We start from the raw sequence: 23734 nt of genomic DNA, 5'->3' as shown, positions 1-23734 counted from the left end.
CTTACCCCACCTTTCCCATCAAATAAACAACCGTGAAGATAAATACCCATACTACGTCAATAAAGTGCCAGTATAAAGAAGCAATATAATACTTTGGAGCATTGTATAAATTCAAGCCTCTCTTGGCATTTCGCGCCATAAGCGTTATAAACCACAGAAGACCAAACACTACGTGTCCGCCGTGGAAGCCTACCAGCGTATAGAAGGCCGAGCCAAATGCTGATGAAGTAAAGGTATGTCCTTCATGGTGCACATATTCATAGAACTCATAAATCTCACAGCCGAGGAAGGCAAAGCCAAGTAATACGGTAATACCGAACCATAGCTGCATCTTTTTGAAATCTAAATTCTTCATGTGATAAATCGCGTACACACTAGTTAATGAACTAGTAAGTAGAATCATCGTCATGATGAAAACAAGCTCTAAACCAAACAATTCTTCATCTGGAGGACCATCCAAATTTGAGTTTTTAAGAGCTAAGTAAGTTCCAAATAAACTTGCGAAGAGAACTGTTTCTCCTCCAAGGAAAAACCAAAATCCAAGAAATTTATTCTTTCCTTCAAGGGTAGCTTTTTCCGGTTCATTTGGACTCTGACCTGGTTTCAGTTCCTTTAATTCCTCTGCACTCATTCAGAACCAGCCCCCTTTTCCAAATCCTCTTTATGAATATGATATCCAAGATCATCCTTCACAGAACGAACAAACATAGAGCCAAGGGTAATGAGCATACCTGCTATGGCAACAATTAACCATGCTTTGTCATCCGTTTGATAGATGAAACCAAATCCTGATACAAAAAGCCCAAAGGACATGATAAATGGAATGATTGTATTATTCGGCATGTGAATATCCCCAAGTGGTTCTGCAGGGGTCATCTTTCCATTTCCTTGACGTTTCTCAATCCACAATGGGTCAAGTCCGCGAACAAGCGGAGTTTGTTTAAAGTTATAGAACGGTGGTGGAGAAGGAATCGACCATTCCAATGTACGTCCGTCCCAAGGGTCATCACTTGCTTTCTCACCTTTAATGGAAGTGTACACTACATTAATTAGGAAAATTACGGTTCCAATCGCCATGAGGAAGGCCCCAATAGTACTTACAAGGTTTCCTAAATCAAGACCGGATTCCGGTTGGAATTTCCAATAACGACGTGGCATTCCCATTAAGCCTAAGAAGTGCTGTATAAAGAATGTTAGATGGAAACCGAAGAAAAATGGCCAAAATGCTAAATGACCTAACTTTTCGTTCAGAATCTTACCAAACATTTTTGGCCACCAGTAGGTTACGCCAGCAAATAAACCAAAGACGACTCCACCTACAATTACATAGTGGAAGTGTGCCACAACGAAATACGTGTCGTGGTATTGATAGTCAGCTGCTGCCACTGCCAGCATAACTCCCCCAAATCCACCTAGAGTAAAGGAAGGAATAAATGCTACTGTCCAAAGCATGGCAACAGTCATTCGAATACTTCCTCCCCACATCGTAAACAGCCAGTTAAATATTTTAATACCGGTTGGAACGGCTATTGCCATGGTAGCGATAGCAAATATGGAGTTAGCCACAGGGCCAAGGCCAGTTGTAAACATATGGTGAGCCCAAACCATAAATCCTAAGAATCCGATTAGCACTACAGCAAATACCATTGCTGAATAACCAAATAGACGTTTTTTAGAGAATGTTGAAATGATATCACTAAATAGTCCGAAAATCGGAAGAACCAGAATATAAACCTCTGGGTGACCAAAGATCCAGAATAGGTGCTCCCAAATAATATGGTTACCACCCATAGCCGGGTCAAAGAAATTCGCTCCAAACAGGCGGTCAAACATCATTAGGAATAGACCAACTGTCAATGCTGGAAACGCAAATAAGATAAGTACACTAGTTACAAATACGGTCCATGTAAACAATGGCATCCGCATGTATGTCATACCAGGAGCACGCATGTTGACAATGGTTACCAGAAAATTAATACCACCAATCAACGTACCCGCACCAGATATTTGAAGTCCTAATACATAATAATCTACACCATGCCCTGGTGAAGTTGTGGAGAGTGGTGCATAGGCTGTCCAACCAGCATCTGGTGCACCTCCGAAAAACCACGACAGGTTTAGTAATACTCCCCCGAAGAAAAACAGCCAAAATCCTAATGAGTTTAGAAATGGAAACGCTACGTCTCGCGCACCGATTTGCAATGGTGTCGCAATATTCATTAGCGCGAAAATCAGTGGCATGGCTGCCAAGAAAATCATCGTCGTGCCGTGCATTGTGAACATTTGGTTATAAAGTCCAGCCGAAATGAACTCATTGTCCGGCGCGATTAATTGAATACGAATAAGCATTGCTTCAATGCCGCCTACAAGGAAAAAGAATCCACCAGCCACTAAATACAAGATAGCTATCTTTTTGTGGTCAACTGTGGTCAGATAATCCCAAAGAGTGGCACCGAAGCCTTTCTTTTGCGCAGTCGCTGTACTCACGCTACGACCTCCTTATCTCTCTATTTTCCCTACTGTGCATCTTCAGGTGTAATCTCTGAAGGCTTCAGTTGTAATAAATAATCAGCAATTTTACTTGCTTCCTCATCTGTCAATGGATTTTCTGCATCCGTGTTTCCATATTTACCAGTCATTTTATTTCCTGGTTTTATTTTTTCAGGATGCTGTAGCCAATCAATCAGATTTTCTTTATCGTTGTCTAGAATACCCGCAATTTTATCTCTATCTCCAAAAGCTGTTAAGTTTGGTCCTACCGCTGCTGGAGAAGAACCAACAGCATGACAAGCCATACAGTTTTTCTCTTGGAACAATTCTTTACCCTCTTGCGCAGACTGAGACTCTGGAGTTGCATCAGTATTAACATTCTTCATGTCTTCTACCCATTGATCAAATTCTTCATTACTTACAGCAACAACTTTAAAGTCCATAAGAGAGTGAGAAGGTCCACACAACTCAGCACATTTACCTTGATATACTCCTTCTTCATAGGCATGAAGGAACATTTCATTTTCATTCTTTCCAGGGTTCGTATCCATTTTACCTGCTATGGAAGGCACCCAGAATGAGTGAATAACATCACCAGCAGTAAGTTTTAAGTATACGCGTTCCCCTGTAGGGATATATAGGTCTTGACTCGTTTGAATCTCCTGACCCTTATAATTATAATGCCACCAATACTGCTTTCCTGTTACCTCAATGGTAATCGCTTCATCCTTCTTGTCTTCAGGTGGTGTCGTATCTGCTAACATAAATGTTTTTTGTACAGTTGGTACTGCAAGAACGACTAACAAGATGATTGGTACGATTGTCCATAAGAACTCAAGGAATTTATTTCCTTCCACTTGCTTTGGAATAAAATCTTCTTGATCTTTCTTCTGGCGATAACGAATAAGTACAAAAAAGTAAATCACCATTACAACTACACCTACAAACACCATTATGATAACGCTTAACATCATAAGATCATAAATAGTGTCAGCGCCTTCACCTTTAGGCTGGAGAGCTGATAGTTGTGGATCACCGCAACCTGCTAAGAAAAGCATGAGCAAGCTCAATGTAAACAGAATGCGCGACTTTCCCATCCATCCTTTCATCAAATGATACCTCTCTTTCTCTTCTTTCTTTATATTATGACAATCAGGAAAACTACAAGAGTTTCCCTGATTTCATTAAAAAATTGGTAAAGTAACAACTACCATTGCTATAAATAGAATGGTTAAATAGTTTAAGGAATAAATAAACATCCACGTTGCCCATTTCATATCATCCTTCATAAAGAACCCGGCAACCCCTAATGCTAACCAACCTAATGTCAACAGTAATGCCAGAACTAGGAAAACTGTGCCTAGACTATGCAAATAGAACGGCAATGGTAATAAGCAAGCTACATATAAAACAATCTGCCGTCTTGTAATAGGTGTACCATGTACAACAGGCAGCATCGGAATACCTGCTTGACGATATTCTTCACATTTTTTAATAGCCAATGCTAGAAAATGTGGTATCTGCCAAATAAACATAACAAAAAACAATCCCCATGCTACAGGATGTAGACCAGCATCTAATGCAGCCCAACCGATTAGCGGTGGTACAGCACCAGAGAAACTACCGATGACAGTGTTAATGGTATATTTTCGCTTGGACCACATGGTGTATAACACCACATACGTAAACCACCCAAACAAACCAATGAATGCAGCTGTCCAGGTAGTCAATGCCAATAATACTACTCCAGCAATGGAGATACCAATCCCCATCATAAGAATGTATCGCAGCGGAATAGTTCCCGTCACTGTCGGCCTACTTTGTGTTCTGGACATAACCTGATCAATGTCACGATCATAATAGTTATTTAGAATACATCCCCCTGCAATGATGAGTGTTGTCCCCAACATTACGAGTAAAAATGCTCCCCAATGATCAAAGAATGATTCGCCTGTAAAATATATAGCAAGCCAAAATCCCGCAAAAGTAGTCATTAAGTTAGAATTAATAATCCCGATTTTAATTAAGGATAATATGTCAGCCATAAAAGTGGAGGTGGAGGCTCCATCGGCTGATTTTATAACTTGAGAAGTTGATTCCATTGTTCTTGGATTATTCATAGCTCTCAACTCTCCTCCTTCAGCAAATCCTCACGAAGCCTTAACACTCCGCACTACCATTATACCTCACACTTATTTCATATATGGAGGGTGTTTGTGTGACATCTTTATGAACTTTATAGATTGCTTTATTGTCTACAAATTACAGATTAAGTCTTGTACATTGTATCATGTTATTTCTTATCTATCTATTTCATTCTGCGAATTTTCGACAATTGCGGCATTGTTCCATTCTCTGTCATTACTATAATCGGAGTAAATGAGTTGAGTTATACAAAATAAAGTTTCACAAATATTTCACATACAGTCTAAATGAATTCGAAAATGGACAAACCTCCTATATATTTCTAGCAAACAACCCGTATTATTGCAAGGTTTTTTTATACTTTCTTTCATTAAATTGAATACCTTCATTCATTTAACGTTCAAAATACCGATTACTTTAGTACAAAGAACATTCCACTTTTGTGTCGATTTGGTGACATGCTTGAATAAGATTGGACGTTTTCCTTCTCTTATATTAATATGTATCTAGTTCCTCAGGTAAATGAGTGGGGTGAATATATTGAAATTATTAAAAACAGTAGCCGTCTTATGTAGCCTGGGTATGCTTTTTGTATTGATAGGTGGAGCATTAGTGACCAAGACAGAATCAGGAATGGGCTGCGGAGATAGTTGGCCGTTGTGTCATGGACAAATCTTACCATCGGAAATTACTTTCGAGTTAATAATAGAATTAAGCCACCGCCTAGTATCTGGTGGTGTCGGCTTTCTAGTACTCATATTGGCGGTTTTATCCTGGCGTAAAATAGGACATATCAGAGAAACCAAATTGCTTGCACTATTGTCCGTATTTTTCCTTGTATTACAGGGACTAATAGGGGCAGCTGCAGTGAAATGGGGACAATCTGACTTTGTGCTGGCCATGCATTTCGGAATATCTTTAATATCCTTTGCATCCATTTTAGTACTGACATTGTTAATCTTTGAAGTAGACAAGAAATTCGATGCCCGGTCTTTATATATTGATAAAGGAATGAGAATGCAAATCTATGCCTTGTCTATATATACCCTTCTAATGACCTATACGGGAGCCCTTGTAAGACATATAGATGCCAGTCTGGTCTGTGGAGGATGGCCATTCTGTAACAATGGATCTCCATTTGCTTTTGGAAGCTACAATTTCCATCAGTGGGCTCAGATGGGCCATAGATTAGCAGCTGCAATATTATTCATTTGGGTAATTATCCTTTTTATTAAAGTCATGAAAAAATATAAAACAAGCAAGGTCATGCGCGGTGGCTGGACAGCTGCATTATTGTTACTAGTCATCCAAGTCTTTTTAGGCGCTATGATTATCGTTACTAAATTGAATCTTGGCATTGCACTATTACACGCTCTTATCGTTGCCTGTTTCTTTGGTATATGTAGTTATTTCATGCTCCTATCCTCAAGAAGTGCCCGCTATGAAAAAGAGACGAAAAGAGAATGATACCTTTAAAATAAGGGGTACCAGTAAAGCCGTGCTACTAAAAGAGTAGCACGGCTTTACTTTTTTATCAGCTAAATCTCTGTAATGGAAAATAAGTCTTCTTAATCAGTACGTAAACTATATCAACATGTAAGCACATGCCCTTAAGATTGAACTGTACTAATTTGCCATCTAACTCCATACCGATCCTCTACCCTGCCAAACATAGCTCCCCAAAACATTTTCTCAAAAGGCATTAAGATGCTTCCACCTTGTGATAATCCATTAAAAGCCATTCTTGCATCTTCTTCTTGTTCAAACTCTAAAGTCAAATCCAAGTTAGTCCCCTTCACTTTATCCGAAGCGACATCATCTGCCATGAAGAAGGTTTGCCCCGCTGCCTGAAGCACAAGGTGCATAACTTTGTCGTGCAATGCATCGTCTGTTCCTGGGGCTTCTTCAAACGTTTGAATACTACGAATTTCCCCATTTAGCGCTTCTGCATAAAATGCTGCTTGCTCTCTTGCATTAGTAGAAAATAAATATGGATAGAGATTTGCCATTTCATCAGCCTCCTATTATATATATGTAGTGTACACTATCCAACAAACAAGAACAAGTGTTCTGCATCGTTTGATATAAACATATTCTGTCACCTTACGAAAAATCTTTATGCATATTGTTGATAGGTAGGTACCTTTTTAATGATGAGAAATTTTAGTGTGAAAGTACAGCTCATGTGGGGTTGTGTAATCGGAGTGATTCTGGCCCTATCAACAACTTCTTCGCTTGTACTAATTCAGCATCATGTATTCCTCTATTCCCTCAATACAACATAAGCCATCAATAAAGAAAATAGAAAAAGAAGACACCTAAATGATGTCTTCTTTTCTCCTTGAACTTATTCAAATTCCACTAATAAATCCCCGACATGTATAGCTTCTCCATTTTTTACGTGCATTTTTTTGACTGTTCCCTCATAAGGTGCCTGTACAGTGGTTTCCATTTTCATTGCCTCCGTAATCATAATATGATCACCTTTGTTTACTTTCTCCCCATCCTCAGCAATGACTTTCACGACAGTACCCGGCATGGTAGCACCGATGTGACGGTCATTCGATTTATCTGCTTTAGGTCTTTCCTCTATAGTAGACTGGATGTTCTCATCCTTAACTACCACTTCCCTTGGTTGACCATTTAACTCAAAGTAGACAACCCTTGTTCCATCTGGTTGAGCCTCTCCGATGGAAACTAGCTTAACGATTAACGTTTTACCTTGTTCAATTTCTACTTCAATTTCTTCCCCTAACCGCATACCGTAAAAGAATGTAAGAGTGTCAAGCACAGACATATCTCCATACTGCTCATAAAATTGATGGTAATCCATAAACACTTTCGGATATAGTGCATACGTAATCATATCAAAGCTTGTTACTTGCCTGTCCAACTTATGGAACAATGATTCTTTTAATTCCTTAAAGTCTACAGGTGGCATTAGCTCTCCAGGTCGTTCTGAGACAGGCTTTCTCCCCTTTAATATGATTCGCTGTAATTCTTGAGGGAAACCTTCATATGGCTGACCTAGATATCCTTCAAAAAATTCAATAACAGAATCAGGGAAGTCAATCGAATCCCCTTGCTCATATACATCATCTTCATTTAAGCCATTTTGAACCATAAATAAAGCCATATCCCCTACTACTTTAGAGGATGGAGTTACCTTAACGATATCACCAAACATGTCATTCACTCGGCGGTACATCTTTTTTACTTCATCCCATTTATCCTCTAACCCCACTGCTTTAGCTTGCTGCTGTAAATTACTATATTGACCTCCAGGCATTTCGTGTTCATATACTTCTGAATTAGGGGCCACCATACCGCTTTCAAAGTCATGATAATAGCTTCTCACATCATGCCAGTATTGACCAAGTTCCTCGTATGCTTTGATATCCATTTGAGGCTGCCTCTCACTTCCAGCAAGCGCATACCATAGACTAGTTGCACTTGGCTGCGATGTAAGGCCTGACATAGTGCTTGCTGAAACATCAACTGCATCTACACCTGCTTCTATTGCTCTAGCATAAGTAAATATTCCATTTCCGCTTGTATCATGCGTGTGCAAATGGATTGGAATGTCTACAGATTCCTTCAGAGTGGATATGAGCTGATATGCAGCTTCCGGTTTTAATAAGCCTGCCATATCTTTAATGCCTAATATATGGGATCCTGCTTGCTCCAGTTCCTTTGCCATGCTTTTATAGTAGGCAAGATCATATTTCGGACGAGAAGAGTCCAATATATCTCCTGTATAGCAAATGGCTGCCTCTGCAATCTTATTATTGTTGCGAACGGAATCAATGGCAAGCGTCATCCCTTTTACCCAGTTGAGGCTGTCGAAGATTCTGAAGACATCTATACCAGCCTGGCTGCTCTTCTCAACAAATTCTTTAATTAAATTGTCTGGATAGTTTTTATACCCTACTGCATTGCTTGCTCTTAGCAACATTTGGAACAGGACATTTGGCATCTTTTCTCTTAAATGAATTAAACGCTGCCAAGGGTCCTCCTTCAAGAAACGGTAGGAAACGTCAAATGTCGCACCGCCCCACATTTCAACAGAAAACAGGTTAGGTAGTAATTTAGCAGTTGGCTCAGCAATTTGCTCTAAATCTTTAGATCGAACTCTAGTGGCCAATAATGATTGGTGAGCATCCCGAAAGGTCGTATCCGTATAAAGCACTTCATTTTGCTGCTTTAACCACTCCGCTACTGCTTCAGGGCCTTGCTCATCCAAGAGCTGCTTTGTTCCTTTATGCACCTCTATATTATGGTCAACGTGTGGCATACGAGCTTTAGGCAATGCTGGTTTTTTCTTGTTTTCAGCGCCCTGGAATCCATTCAGCGTAGTACTTGCAATATAGGTAAGCATTTTGGTTCCTCTGTCTTTACGCTTTGGGAACACAAACAATTCTGGAGACTGATCAATGAATGTTGTGTCGTACTTGCCATTTAAAAATTTCGGATGCAAGATAACGTTTTCAAGAAACGGTATGTTGGTTTTAATTCCGCGAATACGAAACTCCTTTAAATTTCTAACCATTTTATTTGCTGCCTGTTCAAAGCTAAGTGCCCAGGTGGACACTTTAACAAGTAAGGAATCATAGAATGGAGATATTACGGCACCCTGGAACCCATTACCGGCATCCAACCGCACTCCAAAACCTCCGCCAGTTCGATAGGCCATGATTTTCCCTGTATCTGGCATAAAATTATTAAGAGGGTCCTCCGTCGTTACTCGTGATTGTATCGCAAAACCATGAGTCTTAATATCCTCCTGATGAGGTATTCCAAGTGGCTGCTCGTATAGGTTATAGCCTTCTGCTATCATAATTTGTGCTTGTACGATATCAATACCGGTAATTAACTCAGTAATGGTATGCTCCACTTGTACGCGAGGATTTACCTCAATAAAATAAAATTCATTACCGGATACTAGAAATTCTACTGTTCCTGCATTGACATATTGTACATTGTTCATTAATTGGACAGCTGCATCACAAATTTCTTCCCTCATACCATCTGGGAGGGAGACACTAGGAGCAACCTCTACCACTTTTTGATGACGACGCTGAACGGAGCAATCACGTTCATACAGGTGCACTATGTTGCCATCCACGTCTCCTAAAATCTGCACCTCAATATGCTTCGGATTTTCTACTAATTTCTCGACATAAACTTCATCACTGCCAAAGGCTGCCTTAGCTTCCGACTTGGCACGGTCATAAGAATCCGCTAGTGCTTCTTCACTGCGTACAATTCTCATACCTCTACCTCCGCCACCTAAGGAGGCTTTTATTATTATTGGATAACCATGCTGTTTGCCAAAATCCCTCACTTCTTCAAGGGTAGCTACTGGACCATCACTACCAGGGATAACAGGTATGTTGGCTTCAATTGCCTGATACCGAGCCTTAACCTTATCACCAAACATATGTAAGTGTTCACTTGTGGGGCCTATAAAGTTTATCCCCTCTTCTTCGCATCTGCGTGCAAAGTGTATGTTTTCTGACAAGAATCCGTAACCCGGATGGATTGCGTCCACTCCTACAGATTTTGCAACGTCAATAATGCCTTCAATATCCAGGTACGCATCAATCGGTTTCTTTCCTTCTCCTACTAAATAAGCCTCATCTGCTTTATAGCGATGATAAGAACCACTATCTTCTTTAGAATAGACCGCGACTGTACGAATGTTTAGTTCAGTACAGGCACGGAATACTCGGATAGCAATTTCTCCTCTGTTCGCTACTAGTACCTTATTGATTTCCTTGCGTTGACCCATGATTTTCCTCCTTTAGGTTGTGTACGACTGTTTCCAATGCTTGAATTCATAGTCTCTTCATTTGATGTTTCTTTGGTATATGTGTAGTCTTCCGTTAACTTAGTCTGTTTGGCAATATTATTTAAGATCCCAACAGATGCCAGTAAGACAATTAACGAAGAACCTCCATAACTAATAAATGGAAGCGGAACTCCAGTAATCGGTAGTACTCCGCTTATTGCGCCTAAGTTAATAAACGCTTGAATGCCAATCATTGAAGAAATTCCTATAGCTAGTAAACTACCAAAAGCATCTTTACATTTTCTAGCAACATACAACCCTCTAAGTACGAGTAACAACAATAATCCTAGTACAATGGAAACTCCGAGAGCCCCTAATTCTTCTGCAATTACGGCCATTATAAAGTCAGTGTGGGGTTCTAATAAATAACCAAGCTTCTGAACACTTTGACCTAATCCTTCACCTGTAATACCACCAGTTCCAATTGCAATATATGATTGAATTAAATGATAGCCATCAGCATCAGGTGCGTTAAATGGCTGATAGGCACCAGTAAAACGAGAAATCCTTTCCGTTGAGCTCATATTGGGAATGGCAATTATAAGTAATAATGCCCCTGTGATACCGAGTAAGAATATATGTCTAAACCGAATACCGGAGCTTAAAATAACAGTACAGGCCATTAAAAAGATAATCGCTGCTGTACCAATATCAGGTTGAATACCAATTAAAGCAAGGACAATTATAGTTAACACGATTGGAGGTAAAACTGCCTTTGTGAAATGATTGATATAAGCTTGTTTTTTAGAAAGTACCGAGGCTAAATACATGATTAAACCTATCTTTGAAAGCTCTGCCGGCTGAAAGCTAAACGGCCCAAAATCAAACCATGAATTGGCGTTCCCTTTATTACTGCCAATAAATAAAACTAACGTTAAACTGCCTAAAATAAATAGCATCATGAGTGGCATGAGCTTTTGATATTTCTGGTAAGGAAAGTACATGGCAATTACAAATGCGATAATCCCTAATACAACCCATTGTAATTGTTTCATTAAATAATAATCACTTGATACGTCAAATTTCACTACTCCATATACCATGGAGGCACTGTAAATCATTACTACTCCAAACGCGGTTAATGCAAGTGGTGCAAATATTAATGTGAAATCAAACTCTTTAAATAATTTTCTCATCGATTATTCATCCTCTTGTTAGACTATCTTTATTCGATAACCTATTATTCTACGTTGTTATAATCTATTTATGTAAGGACACAATTCCTCTTCTATGTTTTACTAGAAAAAGAGGGGAAATTCCTTCTTTTCCTTTGATTTTTTTTAATATAGGCAAAATATCGCACAATATTTCAGCTTCCCATCCCTCCTTACTATCCTTTTACAGAAATGCAGGGCATTTGGTCTAAAGGACTGCAAATGCAAAAAAACTCAAATTATCACCACGAGGTGTAATTTGAGTTTCATAATCAAGAATTCTGAGATGCTTCGTGCAGCGCATTTAATTCTTGTTCTAAATTCTCGAGAAGCTTCTTGCCGTCCGCTTCATCTACTAGATTTAATCGAACCGCAAAATCAATTTCCCGAGATAGTCCGAACATTTGTGTATCGAGAACCTCTTCATATAGAGGGCATTGCGGCATAGTTAAATTATCCATCTGAACCCGAATAAGTCTTGCTATTTTTTCCGCATCGGCCTTTAGAAGGGCATATGCTTGTTGGCGATGATCGATCGCTACTTCAGATGACACGGTAATCCCCTCCGATAAAAACAGACTTTCTTGTATTTATATTAGCGGTTTGCAGGCAAAAATGCAAGATGCAATCTGCTTGCCTTCCACTAAAAAATGGACAGATCCAACCGGCTTGATAAAATTTCTAATAATTGCAATCCTACTACGCTATTCCCCTTTTCATCAAGGGCTGCTCCATAAACGGCTATTCCGCCAAAATCATTATGGGATCCCATTATCGCTCCTGAAACTCCACTCTTAGCTGGAATTCCAACACGAATAGCAAATGCTCCGGATGCATCGTACATCCCACATGTTACCATAAACGTCTTACAAATTCGAGCTAGATGTTGAGGGATAATTTGTCTCCCTGTTTCTAGGTCCTTCCCTTCGTTAGCAAATACAGCCCCTATACGAGCCAGCTGTTGGATATTAACATCAATAGAGCATTGTCTTGTATAGGTAGTGAGCAACTCTTCCACGTCGCCTTCCACTATGCCTGTTTGTTTCATGAAAAAGCCTAGGGAACGATTCAGATAAGCCGTTTCAAATTCTGACTCCGCCACTTCCATATCGATTTCAATCGAATTGTCTCCAGCTAAATCGTGTACAAATGATAAAAGTCTCCCAATTTTCTCATTTGGGTTGGAGCCTTCTATCATATCTGTTACTGCCAACGCTCCTGCATTGATCATTGGGTTCAATGGCTTAGAGGGGTTAGTGGTTTCCAGTTTTGCAATGGAATGGAAGGGATCACCTGTTGGCTCCATCCCAACCTTAGCAAACACAAAGTCCTCCCCCTTGTCCATTAAAGCAAGTCCTAGGGCAATTACCTTTGAGATACTTTGTAAGGTAAAGGTGTGATTTAAGTTCCCTGCTTTTACACACTCCCCATTTTTATAAACAACACTGATTGCTATATTATCCGGGCTTTGCTTTGCCAATGCGGGGATATAGTCTGGGACTCTTCCCAACTGTGTAAATGGTTCCACATGCTCTAGCCATTCCTCTAGTTGATGTTGAGTTATTTTTTTTTGCAATATGATTCCTCCTTAATGCACAACCAGCAATTGTTCGATATACTAGGTGCAGACTCTATTTTTTACCAAGGAAGGATGTCGTAATATGGTCATTCAACTGACAGGAAATGTACACTATACCATTACGCTGGACCCAACCGTCTGGATATTCGATGATAGAAAAATTGATTTTTCGGAAGCGTTCACATCTAATCATTCCCGTCAACAAGCAGAAGAAGATGAATTGAAGAAACAAGCTCAAATTTGGGATAGAGGAGTATATCAGCAGAAGCTAGATCCTCCCGTAAATAAAAGTATCTCAACCTTTGACAAGAAGAAGATTTTAGAAGGAACGTATGTAATGCCCCTTTATCATTTCCTTGAACATGCCTCCATAAAAGAGAATGCAGTGGAGGCGACTCTAGAGACAGAAAAACATTCTGAAACGATTTCCCTAGAGCAACTACAACAAGCAGCATTATTGTTTGCCAAAGATGGAAAACCCATTCAAGAGGAAGGTCCTGTACACTTATACTATTTAGACGGGACAAATCAAGATAATCCAATTAAGGGAATCCGAAAAATAATTATTTCCTAGCATTGCTATTACTTTTCCTCTAAAAAGTAATAAGAAAACATTCCAATAAAAAATCAGGCCTGACCCGGCCTGATTTTTTATATAAGTGATTATAGAAAATCTGCAGCTAATTGAGCAAGAGGGGAACGTTCTCCTTTAACAAGCTTCACGTGTCCACTTAATTTTTGTTCCTTAAACTTTTCTACTACATGAATTAATCCATTATTGTATTCATCTAAATACGGATGATCAATTTGATGAGGGTCTCCTAGCAATACAATTTTACTGCCTTCACCAATCCTCGTTAAAATGGTTTTTACCTCATGCTTGGTCAAATTCTGTGCTTCATCAATGAGTATTAGTTGTTCTGGAATACTCCGACCACGAATATACGTGAGTGCTTCTACTTGAATAGATCCTATTCCAGACAATATTTCATCTAACTCTCCCGGCTTTTTCACATCAAATAAATATTCTAAATTATCATAGATGGGCTGCATCCAAGGGCGGAGCTTTTCTTCCTTCTCACCTGGCAAATAGCCAATATCCTTCCCCATTGGTACAACAGGACGAGCGACAAGTAATTTCTTATAAAATCCAAAATCCTCAATTTGCATTAAACCTGCTGCAAGAGCTAATAATGTTTTTCCAGTTCCAGCCTTACCTGCGATTGTCACAAGGGGAATATCTCTTCTTAACAGAAGCTCCAGTGCCATTACCTGCTGAGCATTACGAGGGCGTATTCCCCACGCTTGCTCATTTTGAAATCTACACTTCTGTAAGAGTCCTTCCTGATTTCGAACCATTCCGATAGCGGAATGAGAAGGGTTAGTCCGATTCTTCAGTATCACAAACTCATTTGGGTTAAGGCTCCCTCCGAAATGCTGCTGTAAGTCCAATTCCCCTGTTTGGAAAAACAAATTAATTTCATCTTCATTAACATACAATTCTTTGAATCCATTATAGATGGAATCTTCATTGACAGCTCGTTCACTAAGGAAGTCTTCTGCTATTAATCCCATTGCATCTGCTTTAATACGCATGAGCATATCTTTGGAAACGAGAATAATTTCCTTATTCGAGCGTTTTTCTTTCTCTTCCAAATGTAAATTTAAGGCTACAGCTAAAATTCTATTGTCATTTGTTCGTTCTACAAATGCTTCTTCCAGCTTGGAAAAAGAACGGTGGTTTAATTCAACACGAAGAGTCCCTTTATTTACCAATGTCACCCCTTCATGTAATTTACCTTGTCCTCTTAATTTATCCATAATTCTGGATACTTCTCTTGCATTTCGACCAATTTCATCCATATTTCGCTTCTTGGAATCCACTTCTTCTAGCACCACTGCCGGGATGACTACTTCGTGTTCTTCAAAGGAATAGATGGATTTCGGGTCTTGCAATAACACATTTGTATCGATGACATAAATTTTTTTCATTCAGCCGCCTCCTGAGAATTAGTCTACATAGTTTGGCAAGGCTACCTATTAAATCTATATGCTGAGATGTATAAAGTTAGACGAACTTCAAAATATATGAACAAATAAAGGAGGAAATATGATGCGATATTTAACGTATATAGTTGTCCTTACTCTACTGGCTGCATGTCAGAATCAAGAAGAGGAAAGCCTTCCCAAACAAGAAAAATCTTCTCCATATGTTCAGGTACAAGACTCTGATCCTGTACCAAAAAAGGAACTAAGTAATCAAGAACAAGCAGAACATCTGGCGAAAGTAGCCAAGGATGTTCCAGACGTTCATCGAACTACTGCTCTTGTAGTTGGTGGTTATGTAGTTGTTGGTATTGACGTTGATAAAGAATTGGATCGATCTAGAGTAGGCTCTATTAAATATTCTGTTGCAGAAGCTTTAAAGAAAGACCCTTACGGAAAAAATGCTGTCGTTGTTGCTGATGCAGATGGATATGAACGCATTAAACAGATGGCACGAAAAGTTCAAGAAGGTCATCCGGTGCAAGGTATTACTGATGAATTAGCTGCCATTATTGGAAGATACATGCCGGAAGTTCCAGCACCTCAGGACAAACCAGATGAACCTGATCAGAACAAAAACAACATACCCAAAAAGCAAGAGCAAGAATTAGAACAAATTGAAGATGAGCAGTCTAACCATTATAAAAACAAATAACCATTTACCCCCCCTATCTTTTGGGTGAGTTAACCTTGTGTGGTTAGTTTTATTTCATCACAAATATACTCTATAGGAAATGATGAACCCTTGCATTTACAGGATTTTAACAAAACCCAAATATCTTCATGAATTCTTTAGAATGGGCATGAAAAGCAGAGCTTTACAAAAAAATGCCTAAATCCATACATAATGGATTTAGGCATTTTGTTTTTCTTCAATTTCTTCTGCATCTTGTTCTTTCACTTGATTATAATATTGTACTCCAAATTGAGAACCTTCGTCGACCATTTTGGTATTTTCAATAGAGTCAACTTCAGGAACACCAGCTTTCTCTACAGGTAAATCGTTGTTATGGTCCTTCTGAAGAGAATCTTTCATAGAAGTAGATAAATCCTTTGCTTTTTCTTTCAATTGTGTACGACGAGATTCGTCTTTTAATAAATAAGCAGCTGCACCTGCACCTACTGCACCTACTGCAGAGTAAATCCAACGTTTTTTCATCATCTACACACTCCTTTATGAGTTCTATGAGTTACTTTTCCCACAAAAAGTAATGGTTAAACACTATTTATATTCTTCAGGTTACGATCAAAACCCTTTCGTTTTGTAAGAAAATTTGCGCATTACATAAAATTACATTCGAATTTAATAGGTAACATCTGTTATAATAAGTAAGCAAAGAGCACAGATTGAGGTGAAAGTATGAGAGTTAAATGTGTCTTGTGCGATGAAGTTAATAAAATAGATCCCAATTGCCTACAAGCTAAACGCATGAGAAATAGACGAATTCATACCTACATGTGCCAACAATGTCATGAGAGAATTCGCGAAAGAACGAATGAAAGATTGGCAACTGGTAATTTCAAGCTATATCGTGAACCTGTTAAAGAGGAACATTTATCATAAGTAAAAAAGGAGACCCGCTCGGGTCTCCTTTTTTTATTCCCTATCATAAGCTTCATGATAACAATAATCTCATACACCCAGGAGAGGAAGGAATGGTCTGGTAAATAAAGGAATACCCAATCCTCCCCTAAACACTTCTTTTTATTTTATTCTTAATTAACGAAATATATGGACTACAGGTCTACTATTAGCTACCCATTACTTATGTGGAGAAATGTAACAACAACTTGTATTTAACAGTTGTTTTACTCATAATTCCGGAATTTCTCCGGCTCCTCTTTGATGGTGTTGTGCATACAGTCAATAAGTTCTGTTGGAAATCTATACATCCTTGTTTCTGTTGCTGTTTGACAAGCTACCACATACATTTCCTCTAATCGTTCTACATTGATATCTTGTACGTGGTGTTCCTCCTTCAACAATTCCCAGAAAAAAGCAGAGGTTTCAACCGCCGAAGTATCATCAGGTCGTGTATCCGCTACCACTTTTATGGTAAGCCAATTATACACAGTATCCTGTAATGATTGCATTGTCTCTCCTCCTAAATACTACGCATTTCGTTCCTTCCGTTCTCTGTGCAAACGGAGACGATATATACCTAATACGAGAGAGGCTACCACTAATCCTTCTGCAATTGGTAAAGAAAGTCCTAGTGGAACGGTTAAAATGATGCAGCCGAGCGCGAGGACAAGATATACAACCGCCGCTTTTAATGGAGGCAGTTTTTTAGCGAAGCCGAGTTTATACGTAACAATCGCCAGAGTTAACGTAATTAAGTATAAAATAATCGCCCCACGAATAGCGATTGCTACTTCATTGTCATCCGTTATATTAAGCTCGTCCCCAAGCCCATTAAATAACAATTTCGCAAAAAACGACAAATCATCTGGTACTGGCATTGTATTTGTTTGTTCCATTGGTGTTCCTCCTATATTCCCTGCCATTTCAAATCAATTCTAATGATACTAAATCTTTCCCATTTCTTCTACCACTTTCCCTGGTTCATTTTCAAAAACATCAAAATCTTGTAAACTGTTACTAAACAGCATGAATGAGGTGAAAAGATGAGAAAAATCAATATCCCCTTATTTGCCATCGCTATTCTGGCAGTCTTCTTCTTTATGCTAGTCGGTGTAGCAATTGGTTATCGAGCCTTTTTAGTATCTGTGTTATTTCTATTTATGGGTTTTGCAACAATGGGCTTTGGGTTTACTATTAAGCGAAAGCAACGATTAAGCAAAACCTAGCCACTGTCTTCACCTACTTCCCAACCACAAGTTGGGAGTAGGCTTTTCTATGTTTGTTATGCTCCATGTTTAGCGGAATTTTCCATCTTACCCCCGGTTCTATCTAATACACTTTGAAAATAGTTGATTATTGGACCGATAAGAATGACAGCTAATACTGTCCCCATTCCAATTGGACCATTCAGGAAATAAGCAATAACGAGCAACAAGAGGCTGACTATTGCTTTACTAGCTCCTAAACTGAATCCAGTTAATTGCTTGATAGCAAACATAAACCCATCTACAGGGTTGTAGGCAAAGCGAGCTTTTACATATGTAGCAACCCCCGCCCCAACTAAAGCTATCCCCGTAACTAACAGGATAAAGGAAGATAGAAACGTGTGAACCGGAAGTGAAGAAAGGACAAGATACAACCAGAAATCAATTCCCACTCCTGTAATGAATGCAGTTAGAAGTGCTAACAGATCTGGTCGATGACGAAGCAGCATAGCATTAATGACAATTAGCACTCCTCCGTTTATCACTTCCCATGTTCCAGGAGTTAGTCCAAATGTATTTGTTAATCCTACATTTAAAGAGTCAAATGGCATCGTCCCTAGACCAGAATGGATGGTGAGGCTAATGCCTAACGTCATAATAAGAATGCCAACGAAATAAAAACCTGTCCTTTTCATTACTACCCCCTCCTTGCTAGGTAAGCTCATGTAAAATCCTAGCACAGGGTATCCTGTGCTAGGACTTGGATTACATTTCTCCATTAGTTCCTAAATCTATTTTATTTAAATGATATATAATTCATTGATATCTCTTTGTGAATAGAAGCATTGGAAGCGAGGATGGATTGTTTATCCAACATATTTATTGGTTCCCCGTTTGCCTTCGTAACTTTTCCACCTACTTCATGGACTAATACAATACCCGCAGCGATATCCCACGGTGCTAATCTCATTGTTATATAGGAATCCATAATCCCTTCTGCTATATAAGCAAATTCAAGAGCTGCTGACCCATAAGAGCGAGTACCTCTCACTTTACGGATAAGACGGTGGATGCCATTCTCGTCGACTTTTTTATTCGGAACAGCCCATGTACTATTTAGTCCTATGATGGCTTCCTCTAACGGTATGGAATTGGCAAGAGCAGGTAGAAGCTGATCATTCTTATAAGCTCCCTCGTTACGCTTTGCGTGATACAGACAGTCCTTCATCACATCATAAATGAATCCAATCTCACCTATACCATCTTTGAAAATACCAACCGATATAGCAAAATTCTGTTTTTGATGAACAAAATTCATAGTTCCATCGATTGGATCTACAATCCATGTTACGCCATCTAAGTCCTTAACATCATCGCCGAATCCTTCTTCTCCTAATACCTTATGGTCGGGGTAGGATTCTCTAATCTTTTCCGCAAAAAATTTTTCTGTATCCTGATCCATTTCTGTAACTAAATCATCAGGGTTGGATTTCGTTTCAATAACCAACGGCTGATGCATTTTAGTACGAATATGTTCTCCGGCCTCTAGCACCCAGCGCTTCGCATTATCATAAAGTGATTGTTTTTGTTGTTCATTCATACAAAAGTGCTCCTTCTATATCTAGATTGCGTGATTGTCACTCCATTGTTCACAGGCTAGTTCCTCATGATAGTACAGTAAGTGTATCAAAAATAGGAAATAATTTCACATCTACTCTATTCTGGTCAAACAAAAAGAACGAGTATTTCTACTCGTTCCCTCACTCTTGATACTGAATTATATCTAATTCTTGACGCAGCGTCTCTAACTTTTCTTTGGTTTTATTTATTTTCTCTTCATCGTGCTCTTCCAAGGCTTCATATAGGGACATCAACTCATAATCGATTTCCATTTTCAGTACGGGTATCCGTTCCATCCACTCTTTTTCGTACAATGCATCCATTACTCGTTTCATTTAATTCACTCCCTTATACTGCTCTTTTTAGTATATATATGTGGCAAGTGGCTAACTGACAAATCTTTTTGTTACTGTTATTTATCCACATCTCGTCATTTTCAAACATAAGTCGCAAAAATTAGGTATATTTCGCATGGTATGATAAAATGCTGTAATGGATAAATATACGTGTCAAAATGCACTAGTAACAAGGAAAAGGGGTATGTTTTATGTCACAATTTAATGGGTTTTCCCAGCAGGATTTTGATGTGTTTTCCATTCCAGGGTTAGAAAATCGGATGGAAGCATTAAAGACCAATGTTTCTCCTAAATTAGAAGCAATTGCTGAGCATTTAGCACCTATTGTAACCGCCAAGACCGGGGATGAAATGTTTGTTCACGTTGCAAAACATGCTCGCCGAACTACCAACCCGCCTAACGATACATGGGCTGCTCTTGCTAGTGAAAAACGAGGATATAAAAAGTTGCCTCATTTTCAAATCGGCATGTGGGAAACGCACGTGTTCATTTGGTTCGCTGTTATTTATGAAAGCCCGATAAAAGAGCGTTTTGCACAAACACTGCACCAGCATCTCAATGAGGTTAAAAGTCACGTACCATCTCATTATGTTTGGTCAAAAGATCATACCAAAGCAGCTAGCATTCCAAATGGTGATTTATCCCAGGAAGAATTCAAGCAATTAGTTAACCGACTGGAGAATGTAAAAAAGGCTGAGCTTTTATGCGGGGTTAATCTTGATCGACACGATGTTCTTTTGGAAGATCCGCAAGCTTTTCTGCAAAAGTGTGAAGAAACAATAAATACACTAGCCTACTTATATGAGTTAGCTAAAGAAGCTTCCCATTCTGATAATTAATAATGCACCATTAATGAAAAATTGGACTATTTCGTTCCATTAAGTTATATTTGATTAATCTTTTGTAAATTTGTTAATGTGAAACAGGCCTCATACGTACTTGATCAAAGTTTTGTGTTATAATAGTCAAGTTCAAGAAGAACGCCATTCGATAAGATAGAGGAGAGTATTTGAATGAATGTACGACAAGACCTTCGCAATATAGCAATTATTGCTCACGTCGACCACGGAAAGACAACGCTAGTAGACCAAATGCTTCACCATTCTGGTACATTTCGTGACAACGAGAATATTGATGAACGTGCAATGGATTCCAATGATATTGAAAAAGAACGTGGAATTACCATTTTAGCTAAAAACACTGCTATCAATTATAATGATAAGCGGATTAATATTCTAGATACACCAGGTCACGCAGACTTTGGTGGCGAAGTTGAACGTATCATGAAAATGGTAGATGGTGTACTTCTTGTTGTGGATGCCTACGAAGGCTGTATGCCACAAACTCGTTTTGTGTTGAAAAAGGCTCTAGAACAAAAATTAACACCAATTGTGGTTTTAAATAAAATTGACCGTCCAAGTGCTAGACCCGAAGAAGTAGTAGATGAAGTGTTAGACCTCTTCATCGAATTAGGTGCTGATGAAGACCAATTGGAATTCCCAGTTGCCTATGCTTCTGCTCTGAATGGTACTTCTGGAAATGAACCGGAAGACCAGCAGGAAACGATGGACCCTATTTTCACTTCCATCATTGACAATATTCCTGCACCAGTAGATAACAGCGAAGATCCACTTCAATTCCAGATTACACTATTGGATTATAATGAATTTCTTGGCCGTATCGGTATCGGACGTGTATTCCGCGGGAGCATGAAGGTTGGTCAACAGGCCTCCCTCATGAAAAAGGATGGTACGATACAGAACTTCCGCATTTCTAAATTATTTGGCTTTATAGGACTTAAGCGTGTAGAAATTGAAGAAGCTAAGGCTGGAGATATCGTAGCAGTTGCCGGTATCGAGGGCATTAACGTTGGCGAGACGGTAGCTGATGTGAATGAACCTGAAGCACTGCCTATCCCTCGTATTGACGAACCGACACTTCAAATGACGTTCTTAACGAATAATAGTCCTTTTGCTGGTAAAGAAGGAGACTTCATTACTGCCCGTAAGATTGAAGAACGTTTGAATACGCAATTGGAAACAGACGTAAGTCTTCGAGTTGAGCCTACAGAATCACCAGATAAATGGACCGTAAGCGGGCGTGGTGAGCTTCACCTTTCTATTCTTATTGAGAACATGCGTCGTGAAGGATATGAACTGCAAATTTCTAAGCCGCAGGTTATCATTAAAGAAGTGGATGGAGTAAAATGTGAGCCTATGGAGCATGTACAAGTGGATGTGCCAGAGGATTATACTGGTACTGTTATGGAATCCCTTGGCTACCGTAAAGGTGAAATGCTGGATATGGTAAACCAAGGTAACGGTCAGGTACGTATTGAGTTTAAAGCTCCTTCGCGTGGACTAATCGGTTATGCCACAGAATTCATGTCCCAAACACGAGGATATGGTATTTTGAACCATACGTTTAGTGGCTATGAACCTGTACTAGGTGGTACGGTTGGCGGCCGCCGTCAAGGTGTCCTTGTAGCCCTTGAAACAGGAAAAGCGACAACGTATGGTATAATGCAATTAGAAGACCGTGGTACGATTTTCGTAGAACCAACTACGGAAGTATATGCAGGAATGATTGTCGGTGAACACAACCGTGATAATGACCTTACTGTTAATATCACGAAAGAAAAGCACCTGACTAACGTCCGTTCCGCAACAAAGGATACGACAAATACAATTAAGAGTACGCGTAAACTAACTCTAGAAGAAGCGATACAATATCTAGATGACGATGAATTTTGTGAAGTTACCCCAGATAGCATCCGTTTACGTAAGAAAATCCTTAACAAGAACGAACGCGAAAAAGAATCAAAACAAAAGAAAAAATAACATCCATCAAAAAGGACTGCCCACCAAGGCAGTCCTTTTTTTCTCCTATACTTCTATTAATGGTCGAGGTGATTAATTCTAAATAGCGCCATTATGTGGAAGACTTGTAGTCGAGATACTTTTAATAGGAATGAGTCCGTTAATTATTTAAGAAGTAGGTTTGGACTGAAAATATGATGAAGAATTATACTTTCTAGAGGTTATTTGAAAAGGAAATGAAGCTAGAGGATATGGAAGATGTTATCCGGAAAGCCGGTGGTGCGACGGATTATGAAGCGATCATCGCGTATCCAGATGCAATGGCGCACATTCCGTCAAGTTATCAATATACCTGTAAGATACAAGGGAACAAAATCGTCGATACATTCGAGAATGTCAATCTGGATACGCTAAATGTACCAATTGTTTCCCCGACAAACAAATAAATTGCCTTGCTTCACTTTGGAGAAGATAGGAGGGTTAATCCCCTCCGCCGTCAGCTCCGCCACCTCCATCTGCGCCTCCACCGCCATCGCTTCCGAGCGTCCAGCCAAGAAAACCAGAAGCCTCATTACTTCCTCGTTGGCTTGTGTTCCACTCTCGTTCTGCTTTCGGTTTCTTCATTTCTTTTAAGATCTTTATTAACAATTTCAAGATTTTGTATGGTGCATACAAAAAAACAAGCACCACGACCGCTAACCCAGTGAGGTATCCCAGTATTTCCACAATATTCATATTCCTCAGCTCCTCACTCTTTTGTTTCCGAATACCTAACGCGTATAAATCCATTCTCTCCTAAAAATACTAATTATACTTTTAGGTAACAAAGCGGGAATCTTTGGTATTTCATGCAGAGATAATGTCATTTGGTTAAAAACATAGCG

The 23734-nt window shown here is 39.2% G+C and carries 24 protein-coding genes and 1 pseudogene; 8 read left to right on the top strand and 17 right to left on the bottom strand.

The features are described from left to right. Nucleotide 1 precedes the first annotated feature (1 nt). The 4 genes from ACFFGV_RS10515 to cyoE all read right to left on the bottom strand — a co-directional run bounded on the left by ACFFGV_RS10515 (nucleotide 2) and on the right by cyoE (nucleotide 4610). On the bottom strand, nucleotides 2-631 hold the full coding sequence (locus tag ACFFGV_RS10515) for a cytochrome (ubi)quinol oxidase subunit III (protein ID WP_377347531.1): 630 nt from the start codon (nucleotides 629-631) through the stop codon (nucleotides 2-4). Further along, entirely contained in the window at nucleotides 628-2487 is a 1860-nt protein-coding gene (ctaD, locus tag ACFFGV_RS10510; RefSeq protein ID WP_377347529.1) for a cytochrome c oxidase subunit I, read from the bottom strand. Before ctaD ends, ACFFGV_RS10515 begins: the two co-directional genes overlap by 4 nt. 29 nt (nucleotides 2488-2516) lie before the next feature. Beyond that, nucleotides 2517-3599, bottom strand: a complete 1083-nt coding sequence (gene coxB / locus ACFFGV_RS10505; RefSeq protein WP_377347527.1) for a cytochrome c oxidase subunit II — start codon at nucleotides 3597-3599, stop codon at nucleotides 2517-2519. 75 nt (nucleotides 3600-3674) lie between these two features. Next, nucleotides 3675-4610: a heme o synthase gene (cyoE, locus tag ACFFGV_RS10500; RefSeq protein WP_377347525.1), complete on the bottom strand. Its 936-nt coding sequence runs from the start codon at nucleotides 4608-4610 to the stop codon at nucleotides 3675-3677. A 562-nt stretch (nucleotides 4611-5172) separates the two neighbouring features. Here cyoE and ACFFGV_RS10495 point away from each other — a divergent pair. Then, nucleotides 5173-6102, top strand: a complete 930-nt coding sequence (locus tag ACFFGV_RS10495) for a COX15/CtaA family protein (RefSeq protein ID WP_377347930.1) — start codon at nucleotides 5173-5175, stop codon at nucleotides 6100-6102. A 143-nt stretch (nucleotides 6103-6245) separates the two neighbouring features. Here ACFFGV_RS10495 and ACFFGV_RS10490 read toward each other — a convergent pair whose 3' ends face one another. From ACFFGV_RS10490 to glsA, 5 genes are all read right to left on the bottom strand, one after another. Then, entirely contained in the window at nucleotides 6246-6644 is a 399-nt protein-coding gene (locus ACFFGV_RS10490) for a VOC family protein (RefSeq protein ID WP_377347522.1), read from the bottom strand. Nucleotides 6645-6982: 338 nt separating this feature from the next. After that, nucleotides 6983-10426: a pyruvate carboxylase gene (pyc, locus tag ACFFGV_RS10485; RefSeq protein WP_377347520.1), complete on the bottom strand. Its 3444-nt coding sequence runs from the start codon at nucleotides 10424-10426 to the stop codon at nucleotides 6983-6985. Continuing rightward, nucleotides 10393-11622 (bottom strand): putative lipid II flippase FtsW, encoded by a 1230-nt coding sequence (gene ftsW, locus ACFFGV_RS10480; protein ID WP_377347517.1) that lies wholly within the window; start codon nucleotides 11620-11622, stop codon nucleotides 10393-10395. Before ftsW ends, pyc begins: the two co-directional genes overlap by 34 nt. A gap of 290 nt (nucleotides 11623-11912) precedes the next feature. After that, nucleotides 11913-12194, bottom strand: a complete 282-nt coding sequence (locus tag ACFFGV_RS10475) for an Fpa/YlaN family protein (protein ID WP_377347515.1) — start codon at nucleotides 12192-12194, stop codon at nucleotides 11913-11915. A gap of 89 nt (nucleotides 12195-12283) precedes the next feature. After that, nucleotides 12284-13216 carry a glutaminase A gene (gene glsA, locus ACFFGV_RS10470; RefSeq protein WP_377347513.1) on the bottom strand — a complete coding sequence of 311 codons (933 nt, stop codon included), beginning with the start codon at nucleotides 13214-13216 and terminating at the stop codon, nucleotides 12284-12286. An 85-nt stretch (nucleotides 13217-13301) separates the two neighbouring features. On the opposite strand from glsA, the gene ACFFGV_RS10465 reads away from it, so the two are divergent. Next, nucleotides 13302-13793, top strand: coding sequence for a hypothetical protein (locus tag ACFFGV_RS10465; protein WP_377347511.1), 492 nt, complete (start codon nucleotides 13302-13304; stop codon nucleotides 13791-13793). An 89-nt stretch (nucleotides 13794-13882) separates the two neighbouring features. Here the strand turns inward: ACFFGV_RS10465 and ACFFGV_RS10460 are convergent, their stop codons facing one another. Further along, a complete protein-coding gene (locus ACFFGV_RS10460; protein ID WP_377347509.1) occupies nucleotides 13883-15211 on the bottom strand; it encodes a PhoH family protein in 1329 nt (442 codons plus the stop codon). A gap of 121 nt (nucleotides 15212-15332) precedes the next feature. Between ACFFGV_RS10460 and ACFFGV_RS10455 the strand changes: the two genes are divergently transcribed. Beyond that, nucleotides 15333-15920, top strand: coding sequence for a YhcN/YlaJ family sporulation lipoprotein (locus ACFFGV_RS10455; RefSeq protein ID WP_377347928.1), 588 nt, complete (start codon nucleotides 15333-15335; stop codon nucleotides 15918-15920). Nucleotides 15921-16118: 198 nt separating this feature from the next. On the opposite strand, the gene ACFFGV_RS10450 is transcribed toward ACFFGV_RS10455, so the two are convergent. Beyond that, a complete protein-coding gene (locus ACFFGV_RS10450) occupies nucleotides 16119-16427 on the bottom strand; it encodes a YbyB family protein (protein WP_377347507.1) in 309 nt (102 codons plus the stop codon). A gap of 198 nt (nucleotides 16428-16625) precedes the next feature. Between ACFFGV_RS10450 and ACFFGV_RS10445 the strand changes: the two genes are divergently transcribed. After that, complete coding sequence (locus ACFFGV_RS10445) at nucleotides 16626-16829, top strand: YlaI family protein (RefSeq protein WP_377347504.1); 204 nt, start codon at nucleotides 16626-16628, stop codon at nucleotides 16827-16829. 245 nt (nucleotides 16830-17074) lie between these two features. Here ACFFGV_RS10445 and ACFFGV_RS10440 read toward each other — a convergent pair whose 3' ends face one another. Beyond that, complete coding sequence (locus ACFFGV_RS10440) at nucleotides 17075-17359, bottom strand: hypothetical protein (RefSeq protein ID WP_377347502.1); 285 nt, start codon at nucleotides 17357-17359, stop codon at nucleotides 17075-17077. Between the two features lie 18 nt (nucleotides 17360-17377). After that, on the bottom strand, nucleotides 17378-17746 hold the full coding sequence (locus ACFFGV_RS10435; protein ID WP_377347500.1) for a YlaH-like family protein: 369 nt from the start codon (nucleotides 17744-17746) through the stop codon (nucleotides 17378-17380). Nucleotides 17747-17893: 147 nt separating this feature from the next. On the opposite strand from ACFFGV_RS10435, the gene ACFFGV_RS10430 reads away from it, so the two are divergent. Further along, nucleotides 17894-18076, top strand: a complete 183-nt coding sequence (locus ACFFGV_RS10430) for a DUF5325 family protein (protein WP_377347498.1) — start codon at nucleotides 17894-17896, stop codon at nucleotides 18074-18076. Between the two features lie 56 nt (nucleotides 18077-18132). On the opposite strand, the gene ACFFGV_RS10425 is transcribed toward ACFFGV_RS10430, so the two are convergent. The 3 genes from ACFFGV_RS10425 to ACFFGV_RS10415 all read right to left on the bottom strand — a co-directional run bounded on the left by ACFFGV_RS10425 (nucleotide 18133) and on the right by ACFFGV_RS10415 (nucleotide 20010). After that, entirely contained in the window at nucleotides 18133-18750 is a 618-nt protein-coding gene (locus ACFFGV_RS10425; RefSeq protein ID WP_377347496.1) for a YczE/YyaS/YitT family protein, read from the bottom strand. 101 nt (nucleotides 18751-18851) lie between these two features. Then, nucleotides 18852-19655, bottom strand: a complete 804-nt coding sequence (locus ACFFGV_RS10420; protein ID WP_377347494.1) for an inositol monophosphatase family protein — start codon at nucleotides 19653-19655, stop codon at nucleotides 18852-18854. A gap of 160 nt (nucleotides 19656-19815) precedes the next feature. After that, complete coding sequence (locus tag ACFFGV_RS10415; RefSeq protein ID WP_377347492.1) at nucleotides 19816-20010, bottom strand: YkzI domain-containing protein; 195 nt, start codon at nucleotides 20008-20010, stop codon at nucleotides 19816-19818. 212 nt (nucleotides 20011-20222) lie between these two features. Between ACFFGV_RS10415 and ACFFGV_RS10410 the strand changes: the two genes are divergently transcribed. The 3 genes and pseudogenes from ACFFGV_RS10410 to ACFFGV_RS10400 form a co-directional block, all read left to right on the top strand. Next, on the top strand, nucleotides 20223-20870 hold the full coding sequence (locus tag ACFFGV_RS10410; protein ID WP_377347490.1) for a YktB family protein: 648 nt from the start codon (nucleotides 20223-20225) through the stop codon (nucleotides 20868-20870). A gap of 174 nt (nucleotides 20871-21044) precedes the next feature. Then, nucleotides 21045-22871, top strand: coding sequence for a translational GTPase TypA (gene typA, locus ACFFGV_RS10405; RefSeq protein WP_377347488.1), 1827 nt, complete (start codon nucleotides 21045-21047; stop codon nucleotides 22869-22871). Between the two features lie 230 nt (nucleotides 22872-23101). After that, a pseudogene (locus ACFFGV_RS10400) lies at nucleotides 23102-23266 on the top strand (DNA/RNA non-specific endonuclease); the annotation flags it as partial. Nucleotides 23267-23330: 64 nt separating this feature from the next. Here the strand turns inward: ACFFGV_RS10400 and ACFFGV_RS10395 are convergent. Further along, nucleotides 23331-23585, bottom strand: coding sequence for a hypothetical protein (locus ACFFGV_RS10395; RefSeq protein ID WP_377347486.1), 255 nt, complete (start codon nucleotides 23583-23585; stop codon nucleotides 23331-23333). Between the last annotated feature and the right edge of the window lie 149 nt (nucleotides 23586-23734).

It is taken from the genome of Pontibacillus salicampi (genome assembly GCF_042434395.1).
GTDB classification, from domain to species: Bacteria; Bacillota; Bacilli; order Bacillales; family BH030062; genus Pontibacillus; species Pontibacillus salicampi.
This window is presented reverse-complemented; position numbering and strand designations above follow the sequence as displayed.